The organism is Sediminibacterium sp. FW305-C-61, from assembly GCF_058231065.1.
Genome location: NZ_JBIQXR010000001.1, coordinates 1,091,903 through 1,115,811 on the forward strand (window position 1 = coordinate 1,091,903; position 23,909 = coordinate 1,115,811).

Sequence of the window (23,909 nt, forward strand, 5' to 3'; positions counted from 1 at the left end):
TATTTAATATGGACTTATCTTATATACTAAATGAGCTGGCAGAAGATAGGGATGAATATTTCAGGGCAGTATCACCACCCATCATACAATCAAGCAATTTTGCTTTTAAGAAAGTAGAGGACCTGCGGGCTTCGTTGGCAGATGAATATTCAACCTGGTTATATAGTCGCGGTTTAAATCCAACTGTTGAAATACTCAGGAAAAAATTGGCAGCGCTAGATGGAGCGGAAGATTGTTTGGTTTTTAATAGTGGTGCTGCCGCCATTTTCGCGGCTGTATTGGCCAATGTAAAAGCTGGCGATCATATCGTAAGCGTAAAAGATCCCTATACATGGGCGAGGAAAATGTTTGATGAGATATTGCCTCGTTTTCAGGTAACAGTAACCTATATAGATGGCCGGTCAATTGAGCACTTCGAAAATGCTATTCAGCCTAATACTTCAGTGATCTACCTCGAATCTCCCAATAGCTGGATGTTCGATCTGCAAGATTTAGCTGCTGTTGCTAGCCTGGCAAAATCAAAAAATATTGTTACAATTTGTGATAATAGTTATTGCACCCCAATTTACCAGAAACCTTATGAAATGGGGATCGACCTCACGCTTCAATCTGCAACCAAATATATTGGCGGCCATAGTGATGTAGTGGCAGGTGTATTAAGCGGCAGCAGTAAACAGATTACCCGTATCTTTAACAGTGAATACAATAATATAGGGTCCGGTATCCAGCCCTTTAATGCATGGTTATTGATTAGGGGACTTCGGACATTACCTACAAGGTTGGAACGTATCACACGTAGCACCCAGGCAGTAATAGCATTTTTGAAGTCGCACCCGCTTGTAGAAAGGGTTATTTTTCCTTTAGACCCTGATTTTCCTCAGTATGAGTTGGCTAAAAAGCAAATGAAGGGCTCTTGTGGTTTGTTGACTTTTATTTTAAAAACCCAATCCTGTGAAGCTATCGAATCGTTCTGTAATAGCTTGAAGCATATACTAATGGCTGTTAGTTGGGGTGGACATGAATCGTTGATTATCCCAAAATGCGCCGGAATGCCGCGGGATCAGTTTGATCCAGGGCAGGCACTACATCGGAGTCTGAGGCTGTATGTGGGATTAGAGGAGCCGGAATACATCATTTCCGATCTGGCCCAGGCATTGAATGTAATAAATGACCATTCATAACGACTTATGAACGGTTTCCATTAGTGCTTCTCCGCCTATCAGAAAATTATCGATAAGGCTTGGGAAACTGTTATTTTTGTTATATATGAAGAAGTTAATTGCCATTCTGGGAACTGCCTTTTTAATACAGGCGCAGGCTCAGACAACTAATGAAAAGTGGGATCTGCGTAAATGTATTGACTACGCAACACAGAATAATATTTCTGTGAAGCAGGCTGATATACAGGCAAGGATCAGTGCGTTGCAAGCTCAACAGGCAAAATTGGGCCAGTACCCAACCCTAAATTTTAACTCTGGAACAGGTGTGCGTTTTGGTAGATCAATTGACCCTACAACCAACCAGTTCTCTACCAACCAGTTTCTTTATCAGAACTTTGGCCTGAATGCAGGTATACAGATTTATAATGGGGGAGCTTTAAAAAACTCCATCAAAGCAGCTTTCTTTAATGCTCAGGCCGCACTTGCAGAAGTAGAAAGAACTGCCAATGATATTTCCCTGAACGTAGCTAATTTTTACCTCCAGGTACTCGCTACCCGTGAGCAGGTGAAAATAACCCAGGTGCAAATTGCCCAATCGCAGACACAACTCGAAATCACGAGGAAAAGGGTAGAAGCTGGTGTATTACCAGAACTTAATCTCGCTGAAATTGAAGCTCAACTGGCCACTGACAGCAGCAATTTTGTTGCAGCCCTAACCAGTTATGAACTCAATATATTAAATCTGAAAGGGTTGCTTAACCTCGACCCGGCAATTGGTTTCGAAATTGAAACGCCGCCGGTAGAAAGTATTCCATTGGAAACTTTTGGCGACCTGCAGCCAGAATTGGTTTATCAGTTGGCACTTACTTCACAGCCGCTACAAAAGGCAAATGATTTCAGGATACAGGCCGCACAAAAATCAGTTTTAGCAGCGAAAGGTCAAATGTATCCAACCCTTAGTTTTGGTGGTAACCTTGCAACCAACTTCTCTAATTCATTCAAAAAAACAACGGGCTTTACTTTTCTTGGATACTCACCAGTAACAGGGGCAGAACCAAAAGTTACGATCAGCAATGTTGATTACTATGTTCAAAATCCACTTTACCGTTTCAGCCAAACAAGCAGAAGCTTTGGTGGTCTGTGGGAAGGATGGACAAACCAGATCACCAATAACTTTGGTCAGAACGTAGGTATTAATTTATCCGTACCCATTTTTAATAGCGGACAGGCCAAAACAGCTTACCGTCGTTCTAAACTCGACCTGCGTACTGTAGAACTTCAAAAGAATCAGGCTGATCTTAAACTCAAGCAAGACATATACACCGCATATAATAACGCCACTGCAGCATTGGAGAAATTCAATGCAAGCAAAAAAACAGTGGAAGCGACCCAGAAAGCTTATGATTTTGCATTGAAACGTTATGAAGTAGGTTTATTAGGATCATTAGACCTCATAACCAACCAAAATAACCTGCTTCGTGCAAAAGTTCAGCAACTGGCAAATCAATATGATTACGTGTTCAAAATGAAAGTGCTGGAATTTTATAAAGGACAGGGATTGAAACTCTAACACTAATAACAACCAGTTACTAATACGAAATACAATATCTATGAATAAGAAATTACTTTGGATCATCATCGGACTTGTTGTAGTTGTAGGAGGATTTATTGGACTGAAGAAAGGTGGTGTAATCGGAAAAGACGAAGGCTTAAAAGTTTCAGCAGAAAAAGCAGTTACCCGAACCATTATTGAAACCGTAAATGCAAGTGGTAAAGTATATCCTGAAATTGAAGTGAAGGTAAGTCCCGATGTGAGCGGAGAAATCGTAGAGCTTAATGTAAATGAGGGTGATAGTGTTCGTAAAGGACAGGTATTGGCAAAAATTTATGCTGATATATATTCTACACAGAGAGATCAGGTAGCAGCTGGAGTTGATCAGGCTAAAGCACAGCTTTCTAATTCAAATGCCAGTTTGCCAGGACTAAAAGCAACACTGGATAATGCAAAGGCAAATTTCGAAAGACAAAGAAAACTGTATACGGAAAAAGTTACTTCCCGTCAGGAATATGACCAGGCAGAACAGGCTTATCGCAGTGCTGAAGCTAATTATAATGCAGCAAGAGAAGGATTGAAAGGAACAGAAGCATCTATTATGGGCGCTGAGGCGCAATTGGCAAGAGCCAATAAAGATCTCTCCAGAACAACACTGGTTGCACCTATGGATGGTGTTATCAGTTTACTGGCCGTAAAAAAAGGAGAACGTGTTGTTGGTACCGCACAAATGGCTGGTACAGAAATGATGCGTGTAGCTGATATGCGCAGCATAGAAATAAGGGTTGATGTGGGAGAAAACGATATCCCTAAAGTAAAAATCGGAGATACAGCACTCGTAGAAGTAGATGCTTATACCAATCGTAAATTCAAAGGACTGGTTTACAAAATTGCCAACCCTAACACACAGGCTGCAACTACTACTTCTACTGAAGTAACAAATTATAAAGTACATATTCGTCTGATCCAGAGCAGCTATAAAGACATGGTTGTACCTGGAAGAGCATTTCCATTTCGTCCGGGTATGACAGCCAGTGCAGATATCCAAACCAATACCAAGGATAATGTTTTGGCAGTTCCTTTAAATGCAGTTACAACAAGAGAAAAAACTGAATCGGGAAAAAAATCATCTGCAACTGATGCACCTGTATCAGGAAACCCCGCTGATGATGAAGCCGTTGAAGAAGTGGTTTTTGTAATCGGGAAAGATAAAAAAGTAAAAAAGGTAAAAGTAAAAACAGCCATACAGGACCTGAATTATATCGAAATCCTCGATGGATTGAATGAAGGCGATCAGGTAGTAACCGGCCCATATAATACCGTAAGTAAAATACTGAAAGAAGGCAACCTGGTACAGGTTGTTGCGAAGGATAAATTGTTTGAGGAGAAGAAGAAGGAGTAGCGGATTGAGTCCGAAAGTTCGGGGTCCGGAAGTCCGGAAGAGGGGTGAGATTAAAGAACTTGTAAAGCGTTATTATAAAATAATAACGCTTTTTTATTGGGGCTTAACACACTACTAACCTAATAACATCATCAATTTCCCGGACTTCCGGACTTTCGGTCCCCGGACTTTCAGCCTTTCCCTTCCTATCCCCAACTTCCGTATGTTTGCAGCAGAAAAACAATTGCCTTCATGCAGTATGGAATAATTGGTAGTGGAAGTTGGGCCACGGCCCTGGCAAAAATTTTGACGGATAACGGGCATACTATTTATTGGTGGGTACGGAATGCGGAGTCGATAGCCTATATGGAAAAAAGGAAGCATAACCCACATTACCTCAGCGCCGCATATTTTAATCCACAACAACTGAAACTCAGTAGTAATCTGGAGGAAGTGGTAGCTGCCTCAGATGCCCTGGTGGTTGCAGTTCCCTCTGCTTATACGGAACAGGTTTTTGCACAACTGAAAGAAGAAGATTTAAAAGGCAAGAAAATTATTTCTGCGATAAAGGGCATCATGCCTACTGATAACAGATTATTGCATGAATACCTGCATTCGCATTATAATGTGCCACTCGATCAATACTTTGCTTTGCTGGGTCCTTGTCATGCAGAGGAAGTAGCTTCTGAAAAACTTTCCTACCTCACTTTTTCCGGAAAAGACCATGCGTGCGCAGAAAAGATTGCAAAAGATTTTACTACTGAATACATCAATACGGTAGTGAACGACGATGTTGTGGGTGTTCAGTATGCCGCTGTTCTAAAAAATATTTATGCATTAGGTGCGGGTATTGCCCATGGTTTGGAATATGGAGATAATTTTTTGAGTGTTTATATAGCGAACAGTGCAAATGAGATGGTTACTTTCCTTCGAAAGTTAAGCGAACAGGAATCTCAACCAGCAATTATGGAACCTAACTATGCAGCATCTGTTTACCTGGGTGATTTGCTGGTAACCTGCTATTCACTGTATAGCCGAAACCGTACGTTCGGAAACATGATCGGAAAGGGTTATTCTGTTAAGGCCGCTCAACTGGAACTTAATATGGTGGCAGAAGGCTATTACGCCGCAAAGTGTATTTACCGTACAAACCAATCAGTAAATGCCCTAACCCCCATAGCATCAACGATTTATGAAATTCTCTGGAACCATTGTCCTGCCGCTGATGGATTTAAGAAAATAGAAGGTTTTTTGGTGTAAAAAAAGAGGTAACTTTATAATATGCCAGTTTCATTTACCTTATTAAATCCTATAGTACTTTTAGTACTGCTTGGAGGGGTGGTTATCATAAACCTCCTCAGGAAACTGTTGCATCACTCTAATCATCCCGGGAAGCATTAATCGTATTTATTTTCAGGAGTAGTTACAGCATTTGCTTAGTCAAGTCGAATCAGGCTATTGAAATAGGTTTGCTGCAATACCATCGGCCAGAAATTTACCCTTTGGACTTAAAACCAAAGTATCATTCTGTGATATTAAATATCCTTCTGACAGGTATTTTCCGGAAGCACTTTTAATAGCTGATTTCACTTCCATCCCCCATTTTTCTTCTATCAGAGAAAGTGAACAGCCTTCCATGGTCCGAAGACTGGTCATAATGTATTCATTAAGCTGTTGAATGGGTGTGAGATTTTCAGATTCAGCAGGTATTGTGTCTTTTTCAAGGAATTGCAGGTAAAGTGCATTATTCGAAATATTCCATTGCCGCGTAGTTCCATTAAAGGAGTGAGCCGAAGGACCCAGACCGAGATAGGGCTGACCTTGCCAGTAGCTGCTGTTGTGTTTGCTTCTAAAACCGGGTTTGGCAAAGTTTGAAATTTCGTAATGTTCAAATCCAGCCTCGGCTAATTTCTCAGTCAGTATTTCAAAATGACCTGCCTGAAGGTCAGGATCAATATCTTCTTTCTTACCCTTTTGAATCAGTTGATCCAATGCTGTTTTAGGTTCAACCGTTAAAGCGTATGCCGAAATATGAGGAACGCCTAATGTAATAGCGGTGTCGATATTACTCAACCAGCGGTCATTCGTTAGTCCGGGTGTGCCATAAATAAGATCGATTGTAAGGTTACTGAATCCATTTTCCCTTGCCAGCCGAATACATTCTTTACCCTGTAAAGCAGTATGTACACGATTCATCCAAACCAGGTCTTCTTCAAAAAATGATTGTATACCTATGCTGAGCCTGTTGATGCCGGCCTGTTTCCATTCCAGTAGTTTATCTCTGGAAATATCGTCTGGGTTGGCTTCCAGCGTTATTTCAGCGTCTATGGTAATGTTGAAATAATGGCGAATATTATGGAGAATGGCTTGAAGTTCTTCGAAAGTCAAAAGGGAAGGGGTGCCACCGCCAAAATAAATGGTTGTAACAGTATCGGTTAAATAATTTTTCCTGAGTGCTGTTTCTTTTGCAATGGCAGCAACCATTGCAGGCTTTGTGGCTTGCGTTGTAGAGAAATGAAAATTACAATAATGACAGGCCTTCTTGCAAAAGGGAATATGAATATAAATGCCTGCCATAATTACAAAGATACAACGAAGCTGTCGGGACTCTTGTATTACAGATAACCGAAAAGCTTATTTTTGTTGCAATGAATTTGCTGATGCGTTTTTTCTTGTTGTTTACAGGAATGATTTCCTTTTTATGCGGAATTAGTCAAACCGATACACCAGGCGTATCTGGTAGGGTTATTCAGCAAAAAGACAGTATCGTCAAACAATTTTCAAAAATTGATTCGGCTACTAAATCTGGCGATACTTTATCATTGGCAGACAGTAATCAAGCAGGTTTAACTGCTCAGGCACCACCGTCTCTTCCTTTAATTGATACCACTACTTACCGAAAGTATTATACGCATCCATTCTTACCGCTTTCCGGGACTCCGCTATTTATGATTTCAGATTTCCGGGAAAGAAGAACACTGGATGATATGTTCTATCTGTTAATGGGAGTGGTATTATTACTTGCTTTTGTACGTGCCGTATTTCCCCGATATATCAAGAACCTTTTTGTCTTGTTTTTGCAAACCTCGCTTCGCCAGAAACAAACAAAGGACCAATTGCTGCAGGATAACCTGGGCTCATTATTCGTTAATTTCCTTTTTATTGTTACTACCAGTATTTACGGGGCATTGGTTATCAGGAATAATGACTGGCTGGATTTTCCTTTCTGGCATATTGTATTTTTTGGGGCCGCATTGCTTACTGTAGTGTACTTCGGAAAATTTATCTTTTTACAGTTTTCAGGATGGATTTTCAATTCCAGAGATGCAGCAGTTAGTTATACTTTCACGGTATTCCTGGTTAATAAAGTGTTGGGTATCATACTGGTACCTTTTCTTTTCCTGATGGCTTTTGCCAAACCCGGGTTAAGAGAAATTGCATTTACCATTTCAATTGGGTGTATGATTATTCTACTCCTGTATCGGTATATTGTTTCATTCGCAACAATCAGGAACACATTGAAGGTGAATGCTTTGCATTTTTTTCTTTATCTTTGCGCCGTTGAAATAGTTCCGTTGATGCTTATTTATAAGCTGATGACGGATTATATCGGTGGAAGGTTTTAATTTTGCAAAATCTCAGACAGCAAGCAAGCATGGTAAAGAAAGGAGCCAAACAAGCGGGTACCCCTAAGACCTTAAAAAAGATCCTGATCTCCCAGCCCAGACCTGAAAGCGATAAGTCGCCTTATTTTGATCTGGAAAGGAAATATAAGGTAGAACTGGTCTTCCAGCCATTTATTAAACTGGAAGGTATCCCTGCCAAAGAATTTCGCAAACAAAAGATTGATATCTCGTATTATTCTGCGGTAATCTTTACCAGCAGAAATGCCATCGATCATTTTTTTCGAACCTGCGAAGAAATGAAAGTAACTATCGGTCAGGATACTAAATATTTCTGTATCACCGAAGCGGTTGCGTTATATCTCCAGAAATTCATCCTGTATAGGAAAAGAAAGGTTTTCTATGGTGCTGATGGTACCAATAAAAGCATGTTTGATGTAATCAACAAACATAAAGAGAACGAAAAATTTCTTTATGTATGCAGTGAGAACCAGCAGGATAATGAAATTGTAAACTGGCTGAAGTCTAATAACTGCGAGTTCCAACTGGGCTTCATGTATCGCACGATTAGTAATGACATCAAAGAAATTATTGAAGAACAGGAGTTTGATGTGATTTGCTTCTTTACGCCAAGTGGTGTAAAAAGCCTTTTCGACAACCTCCCTTCTTTCCAGCAAAATGGAACTGTAATTGGTGCATTTGGAAACAATACATCTAAAGCAGTAGAAGATGCAGGTTTGAAACTGGAAATTAAAGTGCCTGCTCCACAAAGACCAAGTATGGTAGCTGCACTCGATCATTTTCTGGCATCTGCGCAATCAAAAAAATAACCAATTTTAATATTCACCTTACTTATCATAAACCCTTGCTTTTGCAGGGGTTTTATTTTAGTATTAATTTCAGTAAATGTCAACCACTCATCAACATACCAACAAACTGATCAATGAAACAAGTCCTTATTTGTTGCAACACGCACATAACCCTGTAAACTGGTATCCATGGGGTGAAGAAGCACTGATGTTGGCGCAAAAAGAACAGAAACCAATATTGGTAAGTATAGGTTATGCTGCCTGTCACTGGTGCCATGTAATGGAAAGAGAAAGTTTCGAGGACGAATCAACGGCGGCAATGATGAATGAGTTGTTCATCAATATTAAGATAGATCGTGAGGAGCGACCCGATCTGGATCATATTTATATGGATGCCGTGCAGGCTATGACCGGCAGTGGCGGATGGCCTTTAAATGTTTTTCTTACGCCGGATACCAAACCATTTTATGGGGGAACTTATTTTCCGCCGGTAAGGGCGCATAACAGATCATCGTGGAAAGAAGTATTATCAGGAATAGCCAATGCTTTCAAGGAGAAAAGGGATGAAATAGACCAGCAGGCAACTAAACTAACAGAACACATCAAAGCATCCAATGCCTTTGGCTTAAAGCAAGGAGTAGGTAAGGAAGAAATTTCACTAGAGATGGTGGGAGATATTACAATTAATATGTTGAAGCAGGCCGATACTGAATGGGGTGGGTTTGGTAATGCCCCTAAGTTTCCGCAAACCATGGCGATACGGTTTTTATTAAGGCAGTTTCACTTTCATCAAAATGAAGCAGCCAGAAAACAGGCTTTGCTGAGTTTGGATAAAATGATTGATGGCGGGATCTATGATCAGCTAGGCGGAGGTTTTGCCCGCTATAGTACCGATACCGAATGGCTCGCACCACATTTTGAAAAGATGTTATACGATAATGCGCTGATTGTTTCTGCCATGTGTGAAGCATATGCACTTACTAAGCTTGATAAATATGCAAGAGCTATCAATGAAACACTTTTTTTTGTAGAAACAGAGCTGATGCATTCCGATGGAGGATTTTACAGTGCATTGGATGCAGATAGTGAAGGCGTGGAGGGTAAATTCTATACATGGTCGAAAGGGGAGATTGAAGCTATATTGGGTGCAAATGCCGAATTGTTTTGTGCCTATTATGATATTTCAGAGGGTGGCAACTGGGAGCATACCAATATTTTAAGGGTAAAAACCCAGCCTGCTGATTTTGCGGCCATGCATGGATTAACCGAAAAAACCTGGCTTGACCAATTATCTATAAATAAGGGAAAGCTCATGCAGCATAGAGCTGCGAGGGTGCGTCCTTTATTAGACGACAAACACTTACTGGGTTGGAATGCGATGATGAATATTGCCTATGGACAGGCTTATGCTGTTTTAGGGATTGAGAAATACAGAGAAATTGCCGTACAAAACATCCATTTTCTCGAAGATAACCTGAAAAATGGGCCGGATGGTACCTGGTTACATACCTGTAAGCATGGAAAAGCACATATTCCGGCTTTTCTGGATGATTATGCCTGTTTAATTCAGGCGTATATTCAGCTTCAGGAAATTACGGGTGAGGGTCAATATTTATTAAAGGCAAAAGAGGTATTGGAACTGGTAAACCGCCTGTTTAGTGAAAATGAAACCGGCTTTTATTTCTACACTATGGAGGGGCAGACAGATATAATTGTACGTAAAAAGGAAGTGTATGATGGGGCCACACCCAGCGGCAATGCCCTGATGGCGGCTAATTTACAGTATCTGGGAAGGGTGTTTGACAGACCCGATTGGCTGGAAAGGATGCGAAAAATGCTGGGAGGTTTACAACAGGCTGTGGTGAAATACCCCACTTCCTTTGGGTTATGGAGTATGGTTGTACAGGCAGAGCAAATGGGTTGGAAGGAAGTAGCATTGGTAGGTAAGGGGGCAAAAACTTATCTGCCGCAGGTGTTGGAGCTGTATTCGCCCAATAAAATACTGCAGACAGAAGAAACTAAAGAGGCGGATTTCCCGTTATTAGCTGGAAAAATGCCGAAAAACGAGGGGGTAATGTTTTATGTCTGCCAAAATTTCACTTGTAGTGATTACACTACTGAGAAAATAATTGATTTTTTAGCAAATGTGTAACAAGAATTACGGTAATTTGCTGGCTGACAGTGGCTTCGCGCCTATATCAGATAGTGAAAACAAAATCTTACATTACTGAGATCATCTTTACCCGCCTTGTGAAATTATTGGTTTTTCGAATGTTAAACTGCCGGTAACTGCAGTTCAAAACTTATATTTGTCACTGTCATAAATCAGTTTGATCAGATGAAAGGTTATTTAACAACTATTACCCTGGCCGTATTCACGCTAAGCATGAGTTCATGTTTCCTGAATAAAGGCAAAAAGTCGAAGGGCTTGCCTGACGACGGTCAGTTACATGGAGTTGCGCCAACAGCCAGGCCAAGTATGGTTACGCCAAAGAATATGGTGTACGTGCCACCCGGAACCTTCCATATGGGGCCGAGTGATGAGGACATTAGTTTCAACTATACCAACCGGAATAGGTCTATGTCTATACCCGGTTTTTGGATGGATGCAACTGAGATCACCAATAACCAATACCGCCAGTTTGTAAACTGGGTGCGCGACTCATTATCCTTTAAAATATTGTTTGGAGGTGGTATCAATAAGGAAGACGATACTTCTGCAGTTGACTGGAAAAAAGTTGCTACCATTAAATATGATAAAGCAACTATTGAAAAGTTGAATGAATTGAACCTGGCACCCGATAACCGTTTATTTGGAAGAAATGAAATTGATCCGGGAAAACTGAAATACAAAGTTGAATATTTCAATCTGCCTGAAGCGGCGAAACGCGAAAATGCAGACAGACCAAGAAAAGATTTCATTGTTAAGTATGATGAGAAAGTATATCCTGATACACTTGTATGGATCAGAGACTTCTCTTACTCATACAATGAACCTATGACCAAAAGGTATTTTGCACACCCATCTTATGGAAATTATCCAGTAGTAGGTGTAACCTGGAAACAAGCAGTAGCTTTTTGTCATTGGCGCACACATTACCAGAATGCATGGTTGGAAAAAAAGAAATATGCGGTTGATGGTGATTACCGTTTGCCAAGTGAAGCTGAATGGGAATATGCAGCGCGTGGTGGTAGAACCAATTCAATGTTCCCATGGGGTAACTATTACCTGAGAAACAAGAAAGGTTGTCTGCTGGCTAACTTTAAACCTGGCCGTGGTAATTATCCGGAAGATGGTGGTTTCTACACAGTTAAAGCGGATGCTTACTGGGCCAACGATTATGGCTTATATAATATGTCTGGTAATGTAGCTGAGTGGACTGGTTCCTATTTCTACGAAGGTTCATACAACTTCATGTCAGACCTTAGTCCTGATGTACGTATCGAAGCGGCTGATTCAGATCTTCCTCGTATGAAACGTAAAGTGGTACGTGGCGGAAGCTGGAAAGACATTTCTTACTACTTGCAGGTAAGTACACGTAACTATGAATACCAGGATACCGCAAAATCATATATCGGTTTCCGTACAGTAATAGACTTAGCTCCTAAATCAAAAAGATAAAATCATCTCGCCTTAGGCGAGACCAATATTAACTATCAAAAACTAAACTTAACATTATGGCTTCAGGTGTTTCCCCCGCTACGAACCGAATTGTAAACATCATTGTTTGTCTAGGTGCCTCTGTGGTAATTTTTGGTGCAATGGCAAAAATCCTTCACCTGTCTTGGGCAGACTGGGCATTGAAAATTGGTTTAACAACTGAGGCTTTAATCTTCGTTGTATATGCTATTCTTCCGCCGCCCGATATGGGAGCTCCGGCGCCTGCTGTTGCAACAAGCGGTAATCCTGCATTGAAAAGCCTGGATGATATGCTGCAACAAGCGGATATTACTCCTGCAAACCTTTCAAAGCTGAGTGCTAATTTTCAGAAATTAGGTACTACTGTAGAGAATATGGGCGAAATAAGCAATGTGGTTAAATCAACCGGTGATTTTTCAGCTAAAACACAGGAAGCTACTGCGGCATTATCTTCTATATCTGGCGCGGTGAATCAGGCGGCACAATCATTATCAGGTTTTAATGCTGCATCTGAGGGAACCAAACAGTTCCATGATCAGGTTCAGGTACTGACCAAAAATCTTTCTTCTTTAAATACTATTTACGAATTGGAATTGCAGGAAAGTAACAATCACCTGAAAGCATTGAATCAATTCTATGGTAAACTGGCACAGGCATCTGCTGCTATGTCAACCAGCGCTGATGATGCTATGAAGGCGAAAGAACAAATTGCAGTATTGGCGAATAACCTTGGTAAACTGAATCAGGTTTACGGCAACATGTTAACCGCTATGCAAGGTCGCGCTTAATTAGCCCGACAACAACCAAAACCTATTGTGAAACAGTATTGAAAATATTATATAAATGTCATTACCAAAGGAACCGCGGCAGAAGATGATTAACATGATGTACCTGGTGCTTACTGCACTACTGGCACTGAATGTATCATCTGAAATTCTGAACGCATTTAAAACGGTTGACAGAAGCTTGATTACAGCTAGTGGAATTGTAGAGAAGAAGAATGAAGAAGTATTCAGGTCTTTTCAGGAAAAAGTAGATGATCCTAAAACCAGAGAAAAAGCAATGGAGTGGCTTCCAAAAGCCCAGCAGTCGAAGAAGTTGTCTGATGATTTATATGCGTATCTGGAAGCTTTGAAAAAGGAACTTAAAGTTGAATCAGGATTAACTGTTGGGGAAGACGGGTTGGAATCTTTCAAAGAAGATAACCTTGATGCTGCAACCAGGATGTTCATCTCTGAACCACCAAATGGAAAAGGAAAGGGAAAAGAATTATACACAAGACTGGAAGAATACAAGAAGCAATTGTTGGCGATAGATCCCGAAATGACCAAAGAAATCGGTAAGTCATTACCGCTCGATCTGACTGCATTTAATGTAGACCCAAAAGCTGCAGAAAAAATTCCTGCAGGCGATAAATGGAAAGAGTGGGCTTATGGTTATTTCCACATGACCCCAACTGTAGCAGCTATCACCATTCTGAGCAAGTTTCAGAATGATGTAAAAAACAGTGAATCACAGGCAGTAGAATTTTGTCATAAGCAGGTAGGTCAGGTAAAACTGATTTATAATGAGTTCCAGGCATTTGCCGGTACAAACTCTCAATACCTGATGCCAGGTGAAGAATTAGTAATTACTGCTGGTATCGGAGCATTTAGTAAAGATGCACGTCCAACTATCACAGTAGATGGTGCTGCTGTTCCACTTAATGCAGAAGGTACTGCTGAATACAAAACAAGGGTAGGAAATTCTGGTCCGGCTGTAAAAAAAGTAAGGATTTCTTACCTGAAACCAGATGGTACATCTGCTGTGGTAGAGAAAGAAGTTCGGTATACTGTTGGTGTTGCATCCGGACTGGTTGTTTCTACCGACAGAACACGTGTATTCTACCAGGGATTGGATAATCCACTTAGTGTAACAGGTGGTGGTGGAGATGAAAAAGTGAAAGTAAGTATTGAAGGAGCCGGAGGAAGTATTACAAAATCCGGACCTGGTCAATATATAGTAACCTGTACACAGCTCGGCTCATTAACGGTTGTTGCTACGGATGGGAAAAATAGCCAGCGTATTGCAATACCAGTTAAAAGAGTACCGGATCCTATCGCGATTGTTGGTGGTAGTGCTGGCGGTACCATGAACGCTAATGTGTTTCGTGTACAGAGAGGTGTTATTGCTGACTTAAGAGACTTTGTATTCGAAGGTGTAAAATTTGAGGTTTTGAGTTATATGCTGATCTGCACTGGTAAAGGATTTGATGAGCCAGAGTTTGCTGAAGTAAATGGTCCATCCTTTAGCGGTGATGCCTTAAACCTGATTAAACGCTGTCAGCCGGGCACTACTGTTACCATTGGAGAAATTAAACTCAAACAACCAGGTGGCGGAACCAGAAAACTTGATCAGAACATATCATTCATCTTGCAATAAAGCAGTGATTATGAAAAAGACATTTTTATTGTGTGTAACGGTTTCATTGCTGGCGGGTACAACTGCCATGGCACAGGGTTTTGGTAACCTGCGGAATAACCGTAAGCCAGCTGATTCAACTGGGAACAAACCAGCAGCTACTACTGGTAAGGATACCATTAAGCCTGCAGCAAAACCTGCTGTAGATCCTGCTTCGGTTAAACCCAGCAAAACAATCGATACTACCACGGTTGGTGGTTTTGGAGAAGTAATTCCAAGAAGCCTTCGTAATGAAACAGCAGCAGACCGCAGCCAGACACGCGAAAAACGTCCGTTGGAATATGAACATCTTAGAGAAGATGATCAGCTTTTCAGTGAGTTTATTTGGAGAGAAATTGATGCCCGTGAAAAAGTAAACCAGGCTTTCATGTACCCTGGTAAAGATGATATGGGTGATCAACGCTTTTTCTCTATTATGCTTAGTGCTATAAAGAATGATAGTGTTATGGCCTTCTCTGCAGAAGGTGGAGACGACAGGTTTACCAAACCACTCGCTTACGACGATATCATGAAAATGCTGAAAGGTCGTCTGGATACCCAGTATGTTCAAAATGCCGATAATCCGAATGTAATGGATACCGCTGTTATCTATGATAACAAATTCGCGCCTAATCCAGATTCTATTTATACATTCCGTATTAAAGAACAATGGATTTTCGACAAAGAGGCAAGCCGCTTATTTGTTAGAATCCTGGGCATAGCCCCGGTTGCAAAACTGGTAATTAATGGTAAGTCTACCCCAAGAACCCTTTTCTGGATCTATTATCCTGAAATGCGTAAAACACTTACCAAATACAATGTGTACAATCCGAAAAACTATGCTGGCCGTATGACCTGGGAAGAGCTATTTGAAAGCCGCTTTTTCTCCAGTTACATTGTTAAAACAAGTGCCAATAACCCAAGCGATAAATTCCTGGCAGCATTGATCAAAGATCCATTGTTCCGCTTGCTGGAAGGAGACAATATAAAAGAACGCCTGTTTAATTTTGAACAGGATGTATGGCAGTATTAATAGAAAAAAATCATTATACAAGTGAAAAAAGGAGCTGTTTAGCTCCTTTTTTCATTAAAAATAGCTTATATTATATTTTTTGAACAAGGATTATTGGTTAATTCAGGGGATTGCTTAACTTTACCTCGGTTTTTCATAGGATATTGGATTTTAAAAACGGGGTTGGATTTCTATCCTGACCCCTTTTTTTATTTTATACCTCACCTTCCGATTGTTTCGCAAAATAACTTAGTAAAGATTCCGTTTTCTTATTGCCAATCACTTCTATAAGACTTGTCTTATTCGCATTCCTGATATTTTTAACCGACTTGAACGTTTTTAATAACATCGCAGCAGTCTGTTTACCAATACCTTCAATATTTTCCAACTCATTTTTAAATGTTCCCTTAGATCGTTGATTGCGATGAAATGTAATGCCGAACCGATGCACTTCATCCCGTATGCGTCGCACCAATTTTAAACTGTTGCTATCCCATGGTAATTTGATCGATGCCGTATCGCCTGCAAAAAATATTTCTTCCTCATTTTTTGCCAAACCTACCAATGTTAGTTGTCCGGTTAAACCAAGCTCATGAATGCTTTCCATAGCTGCGCTCAATTGCCCCTTACCACCATCTATGATCACCAGTTGCGGAAGCGGCGATGATTCTGATTGCAGGCGCTTATAACGCCTGTAAACCACTTCTTTCATGGTAGCAAAATCGTTGATGCCCTCCACCGTTTTTACATTATAGTGCCGGTAATCTTTTTTACTGGGTAATCCATCACGAAAGCAAACCATTGCTGAAACCGGATAAGCTCCCTGAAAATTTGAGTTATCAAAACACTCGATATGAACCGGTACTTCCTGTAAATGGAGGTATGCCTGTAATTCATATAATACTTTCTTTTTCTCAACATCTGAACTACCCTCAAGATGAAGTACTTTCTTTCTCCTTAATTCCTCTTTGTAATAATTTACATTTTTCAATGCCAGGTCCAGCAGTTTCTTTTTATCACCCGCTTTAGGAATTGTGATAACAATTTGCGGATCGGGAAATTCTATTTCAAAGGGAACAATTATTTCACCGGCTAAACTGTTGAAATCATTTCTGATGCGGTTAACGGCAAAACTCAATACTTCTTCATCCGTTTCTTCTAATTTGGTTTCTAGCGGAACGGTATGCGTTTGTACAATAGTACCATTAGAAACCATCAGGTAACTTACATAAGCTAATTCATCATCTTTCAATATAGCAAATACATCTACACTGTTCAGGTGCTTACTTACAATCACAGATTTCGCCTGGTAACTCTCCAGGTGCTCAATTTTTTTTCGTATTAATTCTGCTTTCTCAAATTCAAGCTTAGTGGCAAAGGATTGCATCTCAGCTTTGAAATGTGTAATTACAGAGCCAAGGTTTCCTTTCAATATATTTCTTACCTGTTGTAATCCGTCGTCATAAGCCGCTGCATCCTGCAGGCCTTCGCAAGGGCCTTTGCAATTTCCCAGATGATACTCCAGGCATACTTTGAACTTCCCCCGCTTAATGTTCTGATCAGTTAGGTTTAATTTACAGGTACGTAGTGGAATATATTGTCTAACAAATGCAATAAGCTCGCGTACTCTTCCTGCTGAGGTAAATGGACCAAGGTATTCTGAGCCATCGTTTATTTTCTTTCTGGTTAGGAAGATTCTTGGGAAAGGTTCTTTTTTAATGACGATGTATGGATAAGTTTTATCGTCTTTCAGGTTAATATTAAAACGTGGTTGGTATTCTTTGATGAGTGAATTTTCCAACAGAAAAGCATCCTGTTCAGAATCTACTATGGTAAATTCAATTCTCCGAATCCGTTGAACCAGTTCATGGGTTTTATAGGTGGTAAAGGTTTTAGAAAAATAAGAACTAACTCTTTTTCGCAGGTCCTTGGCCTTTCCTACATACAATAAAACATCTTCTGCATCATAGTATTTATAAATGCCGGGCTGGTGTGGTATGGTATGCGCGCGTTGCTGAAATTCCTGTTGTGTCATATTGATGTTTTCATTCCCGATCCCACATTACTTGCTTAAACTCCTGTTTCTGATAACCATTGCTGGTAGAAAAACTACGATTAATCTGAAACCCTTTAAATGCATGCCAGTTATATTGTTCCTGAACACTGGTATCACCATGTTGGGAGAACGATCGGATGAAAATACGTTTTACCTGATTGGTTTGTTCATCTAATAAAACATCAATCCCCTGAACAGGCACCTTGCGGTCTACGGCTGTATAGTTTAATGTATAGCTTTTAGTTCCTGCATCCTGAAATACAGTTTCCCGGTAATGCTTTTTATCGACAGGGTTGCTGATATCTTTTTTTATAAATTCATTTGCCAGCGCCATAAATTGGGTACTATCTATCAGTATTGAATCCTGGCTATTGTTAACGGTTGTAAACAATAGCAGTTTTTTCCGGAACAAGATAACCTGACTAACCTGATCCTTAAAAAAGCGGCCTATGGAAAAAAAGGCGGTACTGTCAGGAGATGCCTGTAACTGGGTTTCGGGGGTATTTCTTTCCCCACAGGAGATAAAAATCAGGCACATGAGAAAAGCGACGCAAATAAGTTTCATGTTGTAAAAGTATTCAATCGTACATAAAAAAGCCACCCGTCTAAGGAGGGATGGCTTTTAATAAGAAGCTAGTTTAGGTTTTATTGTAAAGCCTTTGTAAGGCCAATACGCAATCCGTAATCTAACAGGTATTCTTTAATCGGATACTTGTTAGAGAAAGTTGGCAGGTGCTGGTAGCGTACCTGAGGGCCGATTTGCCAGCTAGTTTTACCCGAAGTAAAACTAAGGTTTACGCCTACATTGGTATTGATGTTCCATTTACGTACCAGATCGTTACCATCGGCATAATGCCTGTAATCGGTAGATAGCAGGTACACGTTTTTATTCAGGTTCAGGGTAGGCTGAACAGAAGCTTCTGCATTTAAGGATACATGCTTGCCTTTAATAACATCCCATTGAATGCCTACAGGTAAAGAAACCTGGTAAACTTTGTTAGCCAGTTCTGTTTGTTTGTAGCCAACATTATTATTATAAGGTGAATACCTGGTAATATTTTCAATACCATTGAAATTGATCAGTGATATGGTAGCTCTGTCATAAGTACTAGACTGGAAGGTTTCAATCTGGTAATGACGAATATTAAGCTGTACGCCTGTTTTTAATTTTAAGCGGTTGGTAATATTGTATAATACTGCAAACCCAAATTCCATACCAATTGCCGGGCGATGACGAACTACCTGGTTTACATCGGCAGGCTGATTAAGCGGAGCATTTACCGGTAAAGCAGCAGAAACAGCAGGTTGAACCAGGTCTTTTACTTTTTCATCTGACAATCTGCGATAACTGGTAGATGGTGTGATATAAAACTGGAACCCGAATTTGGATAATTTTCTGGAAGAAAGCTTTTTAACTACAACGGCTTCGCTAACATAAGGACTACCCGTTGGCGCAGCTTCAAGTATTAATTTTTCGTCTATCGCCTGTTTGTTATTTGCTTCCTCTTTATTTACAGTTGGTTCAGTATTGGCTGTAGCAATGGTTATTGGTTCACTGCCTAATACTTCTGTTTCAATTTTACTATTACTGATAGGTGAAGTTAATACCGGATGAACCCTGTTGTTGTTTCTGCTAACTGTAATTGCAGGTTTAGGAAGTGAAATAGCTGCGATGGTTGCACCTGGTGTGATATTATCAGGACCTACATAATTATTACCATCTACATTGTTTAATCGTTCAATGGTTTGGGTATTAATTGCGGAAGGTGCCAGTGTATTAAAGTACCGCTTGCTTTTTTCATGTGCAGCATTATTGGCAGCAATTGCTTCCTGCTGAATAGCTACAACATTTGGCACAGAGAGTGGCTGTAGGTGTGTACTTTGATTATGTGTATTCAGTACCGTAGTGAGTGTTAATGCAGTAACAATAAAAACAGCGATAAAAGTAAGTGCGGGCCATGACCTGTATCCATGAAGTTCAGTGCGTATGTTACTCCATACCCTATCGGATGGATACATACGGTGCTGTTTTACTTCATCTTGTAAAAACTGCTCAAACTCGTCCTGGTACTTCTTATTCTCCATAACAAACAACTGCTACGATTTGTTAAACGCAGCAAGCCACTGAAAATCCTGTTTCGGTGCCTCGATGATCTTTTTACGGACCAAAATATTTTCAAGCATTGCTTTGGCACGGGTGTACTGGCTTCGGCTGGTACTTTCCTCTATGTCTAGCATAATGCCTATTTCTTTATGACTATAGCCTTCCAATGCATATAAGTTTAAGACCGTTCGGTAACCTACGGGTAATAAACGAATGCATTCAATGATCTGCCGGGCCTGCATAATGGATGGTACCGTTTCTTCTTTCACATGTACCGAATTCGCATAACTTATATCCAGACTTTCATTGAACTTTTTGTGTTTCTTCAGAAAGTTGATACAGGTATGCACAATAATCCTCCTGATCCATCCTTCAAATGCGCCCTTATTCTGGAACGTATGTATTTGGGTAAATACTTTAATAAATCCTTCCTGCAACATGTCTTCCGCGTCTTCGCGGTTTTGTGCAAAACGGTAACACACACTCAGCATTTTAGGGCTGAAGCGGTTATACAATTCGCGCTGAGCAGCAGCATCGTTTTGTAAACAGCCTGCGATAATAGCCTGTTCCGTCATGAAGGGTAAAATAGTTTACCCTAAATATAGACATATTTTACCTACCGATGCTGCATTGTAACAGCGATTTGTATCTGAATAGCTGAATTATGTGACTAAGGGCTTAGTGGGATACTTGGGTATAGTCTGATAGACCATAGTCCATAGTCCATGGACCATGGTGCGTGGGCCACCGTCTATCCTCAAATCCGGGTCGCATAATTAAGAAAGGATGAATTCTGGAGTTGAACAGATGAAAATTGTTCAAAAATGAATATTTTCCACTTAAATCGTTGATTTTCAAAGTCCTATTTAAAACCTATCTATGGAAGATAATGCTACGCTGACTGTATCTGGTCCATCAATAAAAGTCACAGACGAGCCACTTCCGCCGTCTACAGGTCTTGCGCCTTATGCCGGACCCTGGACAGAAGCAGAAGTAATACATCTTTTAAAACGTACCCTTTTTGGTGCAAAGAGGGCAGAAATAGCTTATTTCCAAACACTTACCTGCGCACAGGCTGTAGATACATTACTGACAATACCCCCTGATGCTCCTTTACCTCCGGTTAAGGAATATACAACCCCAACGAACGCAACCACCCCAGACAGTAATATACTTCAGGGTGAAACATGGGTTAATGATACCAATACTGATGGAACAGTAGCCAGCCTCAGACGTGCTTCTTTTAAAAAATGGTGGATGGGGTTGATGGTAAAGCAGGAAACAAACCTGCGTGAGAAAATGACCCTTTTCTGGCATAATCATTTTGCAACAGAAAGCACAGATATAAATGCACAGTTTGTTTATAAACACCATGCTTTGTTAAGGAGTTATGCCCTTGGTAATTTTAAATCATTGGTAAAAGCGGTTACACTTGATCCTGCTATGCTGGTGTATTTGAATGGTCAACTAAACCAGGCTGTTGCACCGGATGAAAATTACGGCCGTGAGTTACAGGAATTATTTTGTTGCGGAAAGGGCCCCGGATCTCAATACACTGAAGAAGATGTACAGGCATCTGCAAGGGTACTAACTGGTTGGAGAAACAATGCCAATACCCTAAGTTCTTTTTTTGATAATAACAGGCACGATAAAAAAGACAAACTCTTTTCTGCTTTTTACAACAATACCGTGATCACTGGGAAAAACGGTCCAACAGCAGGAGAGGAGGAACTAGATGCCATGCTTGATATGATTTTTGCTACCAATGAAGTGGCCGAATATATGTGCAGGCGCTTTTATCGTTGGTTTGTGTATTATGATATTGACGAAAGCGTCGAAAACAATATCATCAAACCACTTGCAGTACTGTTCCGCAATTCAAATTATGAAGTGGCTCCTGTTTTGAGAACCTTATTAATGAGCGAACATTTTTTTGATATACTCTCTCGCGGCTGTCAGATTAAAAGTCCGGTTGATATGGTAGTTGCATTATGCCGTGAATTTGAAATTCCATTCCAGCCCGATTCAGACTATATTACCAATTATGGGCATTGGAATTATCTGGTAAATCAATGCAGTAATCTGCAACAAAATATTGGTGACCCACCAGATGTGAGCGGATGGAAAGCCTATTACCAAAAACCACAGTTTTATGAAATGTGGATCAACAGCGACACACTTCCAAAACGAAACCAGTTTACTGATACCATCGTAACAAATGGCTTTACATTTTCAGGGGTAAAAATGATCATCGATGGTGCAGAACTCGCTAAAACATTCAGCAATCCTGGCGATCCAAACCAACTGATCAATGATTTCACCAAATTGATGTACCGGATTGATCTTTCTGATACTTCAAAGGCACAGATTAAAAAAGACATTTTATTGGGAGGACAGGCACAGGATTATTATTGGACCAATGCATGGGATCAATTCATTAACAATCCTGGTGACATGGCCAATACAACTACAGTTCGTAACTATATCCGCGACCTGATAAAATATTTAATGAACCTTGCTGAGTACCAACTCGCTTAAAATAATAAACCATGAGAAGAAGGGATTTTTTAAGAAATACAGTACCGGCAGGAGTTGTGTTACCCTCACTACTTAATGGGGTAACCGTGAAAGCATTTGGTGCTGAATCTTTATTGATGCAGGGCTTGTTCCCACCTACAACCGAAACAGATCATGTACTGGTAATTGTACAATTGAATGGTGGAAACGATGGATTGAATACCGTTATACCTCTTGAGTATTTTCCCAACTATATCCGCGCACGTTCCAATATGTATATCCCGCAACAAAAAGTGCTGAACCTTTCAGGAACAGATAAAGTAGGATTACACCCATCTATGACGGGTATGCAGTCATTGTTTAATGATGGTAAAATGAGTGTGATTCATTCTGTGGGATATCCTCAACCTAATTTCTCCCATTTCAGGGCAACTGATATCTGGATGAGTGCAAGCGATAGTAAGGAAGTGGTGAATAGTGGCTGGACAGGAAGGTATCTTAGTTATGAATACCCGAATTTCCCCAATGGTTATCCGAATAGTACAATGCCAGATCCATTGGCCATTCAGATTGGCTCTACAACCTCTCTTGCATTACAGGGTCCATCTGTGAGTATGGGAATGAGTATTTCAAACCCTAACAATTTTTATAACCTTATTAGTGGGGTACAGGATCCGGCACCTAATACGCCAGCCGGAAAAGAACTTACCTATATCAGAACAGTGGCCCAGCAAACAACTGCCTATGCAGAAAGTATCAAAGCAGCATCTGCAAAAGTTACACAGCAAGGGCAATATCCTAATAACTCATTGGCTTCTCAGTTGAAAATTGTAGCCAGATTAATTGCAGGCGGCTTAAAGACCAGGATATATATGGTTAGCTATGGTGGGTTTGATACACATTCGGCGCAGGTAAACGCTACAGATACAACTACAGGAACACATGCAAACCTGCTGAAAAATGTAAGTGATTCGATCAAGGCATTTCAGGATGATCTCAAATTACAACAGGTAGAAGAAAGGGTGATTGGTATGACGTTCTCTGAATTTGGCAGACGTATCAAGAGTAATGGAAGTATCGGCACCGATCATGGATCAGCGGCCCCAATGTTTGTGTTTGGAAAAAATGTAGATGCAAGTGTAATTGGCGACACACCCAATATTCCTGTTACTGCAAACTTTAATGATAACCTTCCTTTTCAATACGATTTCAGAAGTGTTTATGCAACCCTTTTAAATAAATGGCTGTGTGTAGATGCAAAGGATCTCGATCAAATCATGCTAAAAAATTTCCAAACACTACCACTTATTAATTCACTGGCTTGTAATAAATCAGTAAACCTCTCAGGTGAAAATTTTATTACAAACTATCCAAATCCTTTTACCAATAGTACTAATATCAGTTTCAAAACTGCCGGCGGACATACACTCATCCAGGTAATGGACACTATGGGAAGGGTGATTGCGAGTTTAACGGATAGGGAATATGAAGCAGGTAATTATAATGTGGTTTTTGATGGATCGAGGCTTCCTCCGGGTATTTATTATGCCCGTTTTCAGAATATGAGTACCCAGCAGGTAAGAACGATGGTGAAAGTGCGCTAAAAAAATCGGTGA

At 40.4% G+C, this 23,909-nt stretch carries 18 protein-coding genes; 13 read left to right on the forward strand and 5 right to left on the reverse strand.

Features of this window, described 5'->3' with window-relative positions:
• Positions 1–8 precede the first annotated feature (8 nt).
• The 4 genes from ACH30E_RS04725 (at position 9) to ACH30E_RS04740 (ending at position 5,353) form a co-directional block, all read left to right on the forward strand.
• Positions 9–1,181, forward strand: coding sequence for a trans-sulfuration enzyme family protein (locus ACH30E_RS04725; RefSeq protein WP_490823878.1), 1,173 nt, complete (start codon positions 9–11; stop codon positions 1,179–1,181).
• Positions 1,182–1,266: 85 nt separating this feature from the next.
• Positions 1,267–2,730 (forward strand): TolC family protein, encoded by a 1,464-nt coding sequence (locus ACH30E_RS04730; protein ID WP_490823879.1) that lies wholly within the window; start codon positions 1,267–1,269, stop codon positions 2,728–2,730.
• Between the two features lie 40 nt (positions 2,731–2,770).
• Positions 2,771–4,114 (forward strand): efflux RND transporter periplasmic adaptor subunit, encoded by a 1,344-nt coding sequence (locus tag ACH30E_RS04735; RefSeq protein ID WP_294991147.1) that lies wholly within the window; start codon positions 2,771–2,773, stop codon positions 4,112–4,114.
• 231 nt (positions 4,115–4,345) lie between these two features.
• Complete coding sequence (locus ACH30E_RS04740; protein ID WP_294991149.1) at positions 4,346–5,353, forward strand: NAD(P)H-dependent glycerol-3-phosphate dehydrogenase; 1,008 nt, start codon at positions 4,346–4,348, stop codon at positions 5,351–5,353.
• A 195-nt stretch (positions 5,354–5,548) separates the two neighbouring features.
• Here ACH30E_RS04740 and hemW read toward each other — a convergent pair whose 3' ends face one another.
• Positions 5,549–6,670 (reverse strand): radical SAM family heme chaperone HemW, encoded by a 1,122-nt coding sequence (gene hemW, locus ACH30E_RS04745; RefSeq protein ID WP_490823882.1) that lies wholly within the window; start codon positions 6,668–6,670, stop codon positions 5,549–5,551.
• Positions 6,671–6,741: 71 nt separating this feature from the next.
• Between hemW and ACH30E_RS04750 the strand changes: the two genes are divergently transcribed.
• The 7 genes from ACH30E_RS04750 (at position 6,742) to porN (ending at position 15,637) form a co-directional block, all read left to right on the forward strand.
• A complete protein-coding gene (locus tag ACH30E_RS04750) occupies positions 6,742–7,719 on the forward strand; it encodes a DUF4271 domain-containing protein (protein WP_490823883.1) in 978 nt (325 codons plus the stop codon).
• A gap of 29 nt (positions 7,720–7,748) precedes the next feature.
• Positions 7,749–8,546, forward strand: a complete 798-nt coding sequence (locus tag ACH30E_RS04755) for a uroporphyrinogen-III synthase (protein WP_294991157.1) — start codon at positions 7,749–7,751, stop codon at positions 8,544–8,546.
• A 76-nt stretch (positions 8,547–8,622) separates the two neighbouring features.
• Complete coding sequence (locus ACH30E_RS04760; RefSeq protein WP_490823884.1) at positions 8,623–10,677, forward strand: thioredoxin domain-containing protein; 2,055 nt, start codon at positions 8,623–8,625, stop codon at positions 10,675–10,677.
• Positions 10,678–10,863: 186 nt separating this feature from the next.
• Positions 10,864–12,147: a T9SS ring complex lipoprotein PorK/GldK gene (gene porK / locus ACH30E_RS04765; protein WP_294991162.1), complete on the forward strand. Its 1,284-nt coding sequence runs from the start codon at positions 10,864–10,866 to the stop codon at positions 12,145–12,147.
• A gap of 56 nt (positions 12,148–12,203) precedes the next feature.
• Positions 12,204–12,953 (forward strand): type IX secretion system motor protein PorL/GldL, encoded by a 750-nt coding sequence (porL, locus tag ACH30E_RS04770; protein ID WP_294991164.1) that lies wholly within the window; start codon positions 12,204–12,206, stop codon positions 12,951–12,953.
• A gap of 55 nt (positions 12,954–13,008) precedes the next feature.
• The gene (porM, locus tag ACH30E_RS04775) at positions 13,009–14,586 is read left to right on the forward strand and encodes a type IX secretion system motor protein PorM/GldM (RefSeq protein ID WP_490823885.1); all 1,578 of its coding nucleotides are present in this window, start codon (positions 13,009–13,011) and stop codon (positions 14,584–14,586) included.
• Between the two features lie 10 nt (positions 14,587–14,596).
• Positions 14,597–15,637 carry a type IX secretion system ring subunit PorN/GldN gene (porN, locus tag ACH30E_RS04780; protein ID WP_490823886.1) on the forward strand — a complete coding sequence of 347 codons (1,041 nt, stop codon included), beginning with the start codon at positions 14,597–14,599 and terminating at the stop codon, positions 15,635–15,637.
• A gap of 193 nt (positions 15,638–15,830) precedes the next feature.
• Here the strand turns inward: porN and uvrC are convergent, their stop codons facing one another.
• The 4 genes from uvrC to ACH30E_RS04800 all read right to left on the reverse strand — a co-directional run bounded on the left by uvrC (position 15,831) and on the right by ACH30E_RS04800 (position 20,351).
• Positions 15,831–17,651, reverse strand: a complete 1,821-nt coding sequence (gene uvrC, locus ACH30E_RS04785) for an excinuclease ABC subunit UvrC (RefSeq protein ID WP_490823887.1) — start codon at positions 17,649–17,651, stop codon at positions 15,831–15,833.
• Between the two features lie 10 nt (positions 17,652–17,661).
• Positions 17,662–18,237 carry a hypothetical protein gene (locus ACH30E_RS04790; RefSeq protein WP_490823888.1) on the reverse strand — a complete coding sequence of 192 codons (576 nt, stop codon included), beginning with the start codon at positions 18,235–18,237 and terminating at the stop codon, positions 17,662–17,664.
• A gap of 80 nt (positions 18,238–18,317) precedes the next feature.
• On the reverse strand, positions 18,318–19,757 hold the full coding sequence (locus tag ACH30E_RS04795; RefSeq protein ID WP_294991174.1) for an outer membrane beta-barrel protein: 1,440 nt from the start codon (positions 19,755–19,757) through the stop codon (positions 18,318–18,320).
• 12 nt (positions 19,758–19,769) lie between these two features.
• Complete coding sequence (locus ACH30E_RS04800; RefSeq protein ID WP_294991176.1) at positions 19,770–20,351, reverse strand: RNA polymerase sigma factor; 582 nt, start codon at positions 20,349–20,351, stop codon at positions 19,770–19,772.
• A 304-nt stretch (positions 20,352–20,655) separates the two neighbouring features.
• On the opposite strand from ACH30E_RS04800, the gene ACH30E_RS04805 reads away from it, so the two are divergent.
• Entirely contained in the window at positions 20,656–22,314 is a 1,659-nt protein-coding gene (locus tag ACH30E_RS04805; protein WP_490823889.1) for a DUF1800 domain-containing protein, read from the forward strand.
• Between the two features lie 11 nt (positions 22,315–22,325).
• Complete coding sequence (locus tag ACH30E_RS04810; protein WP_490823890.1) at positions 22,326–23,897, forward strand: DUF1501 domain-containing protein; 1,572 nt, start codon at positions 22,326–22,328, stop codon at positions 23,895–23,897.
• Positions 23,898–23,909: the final 12 nt, after the last annotated feature.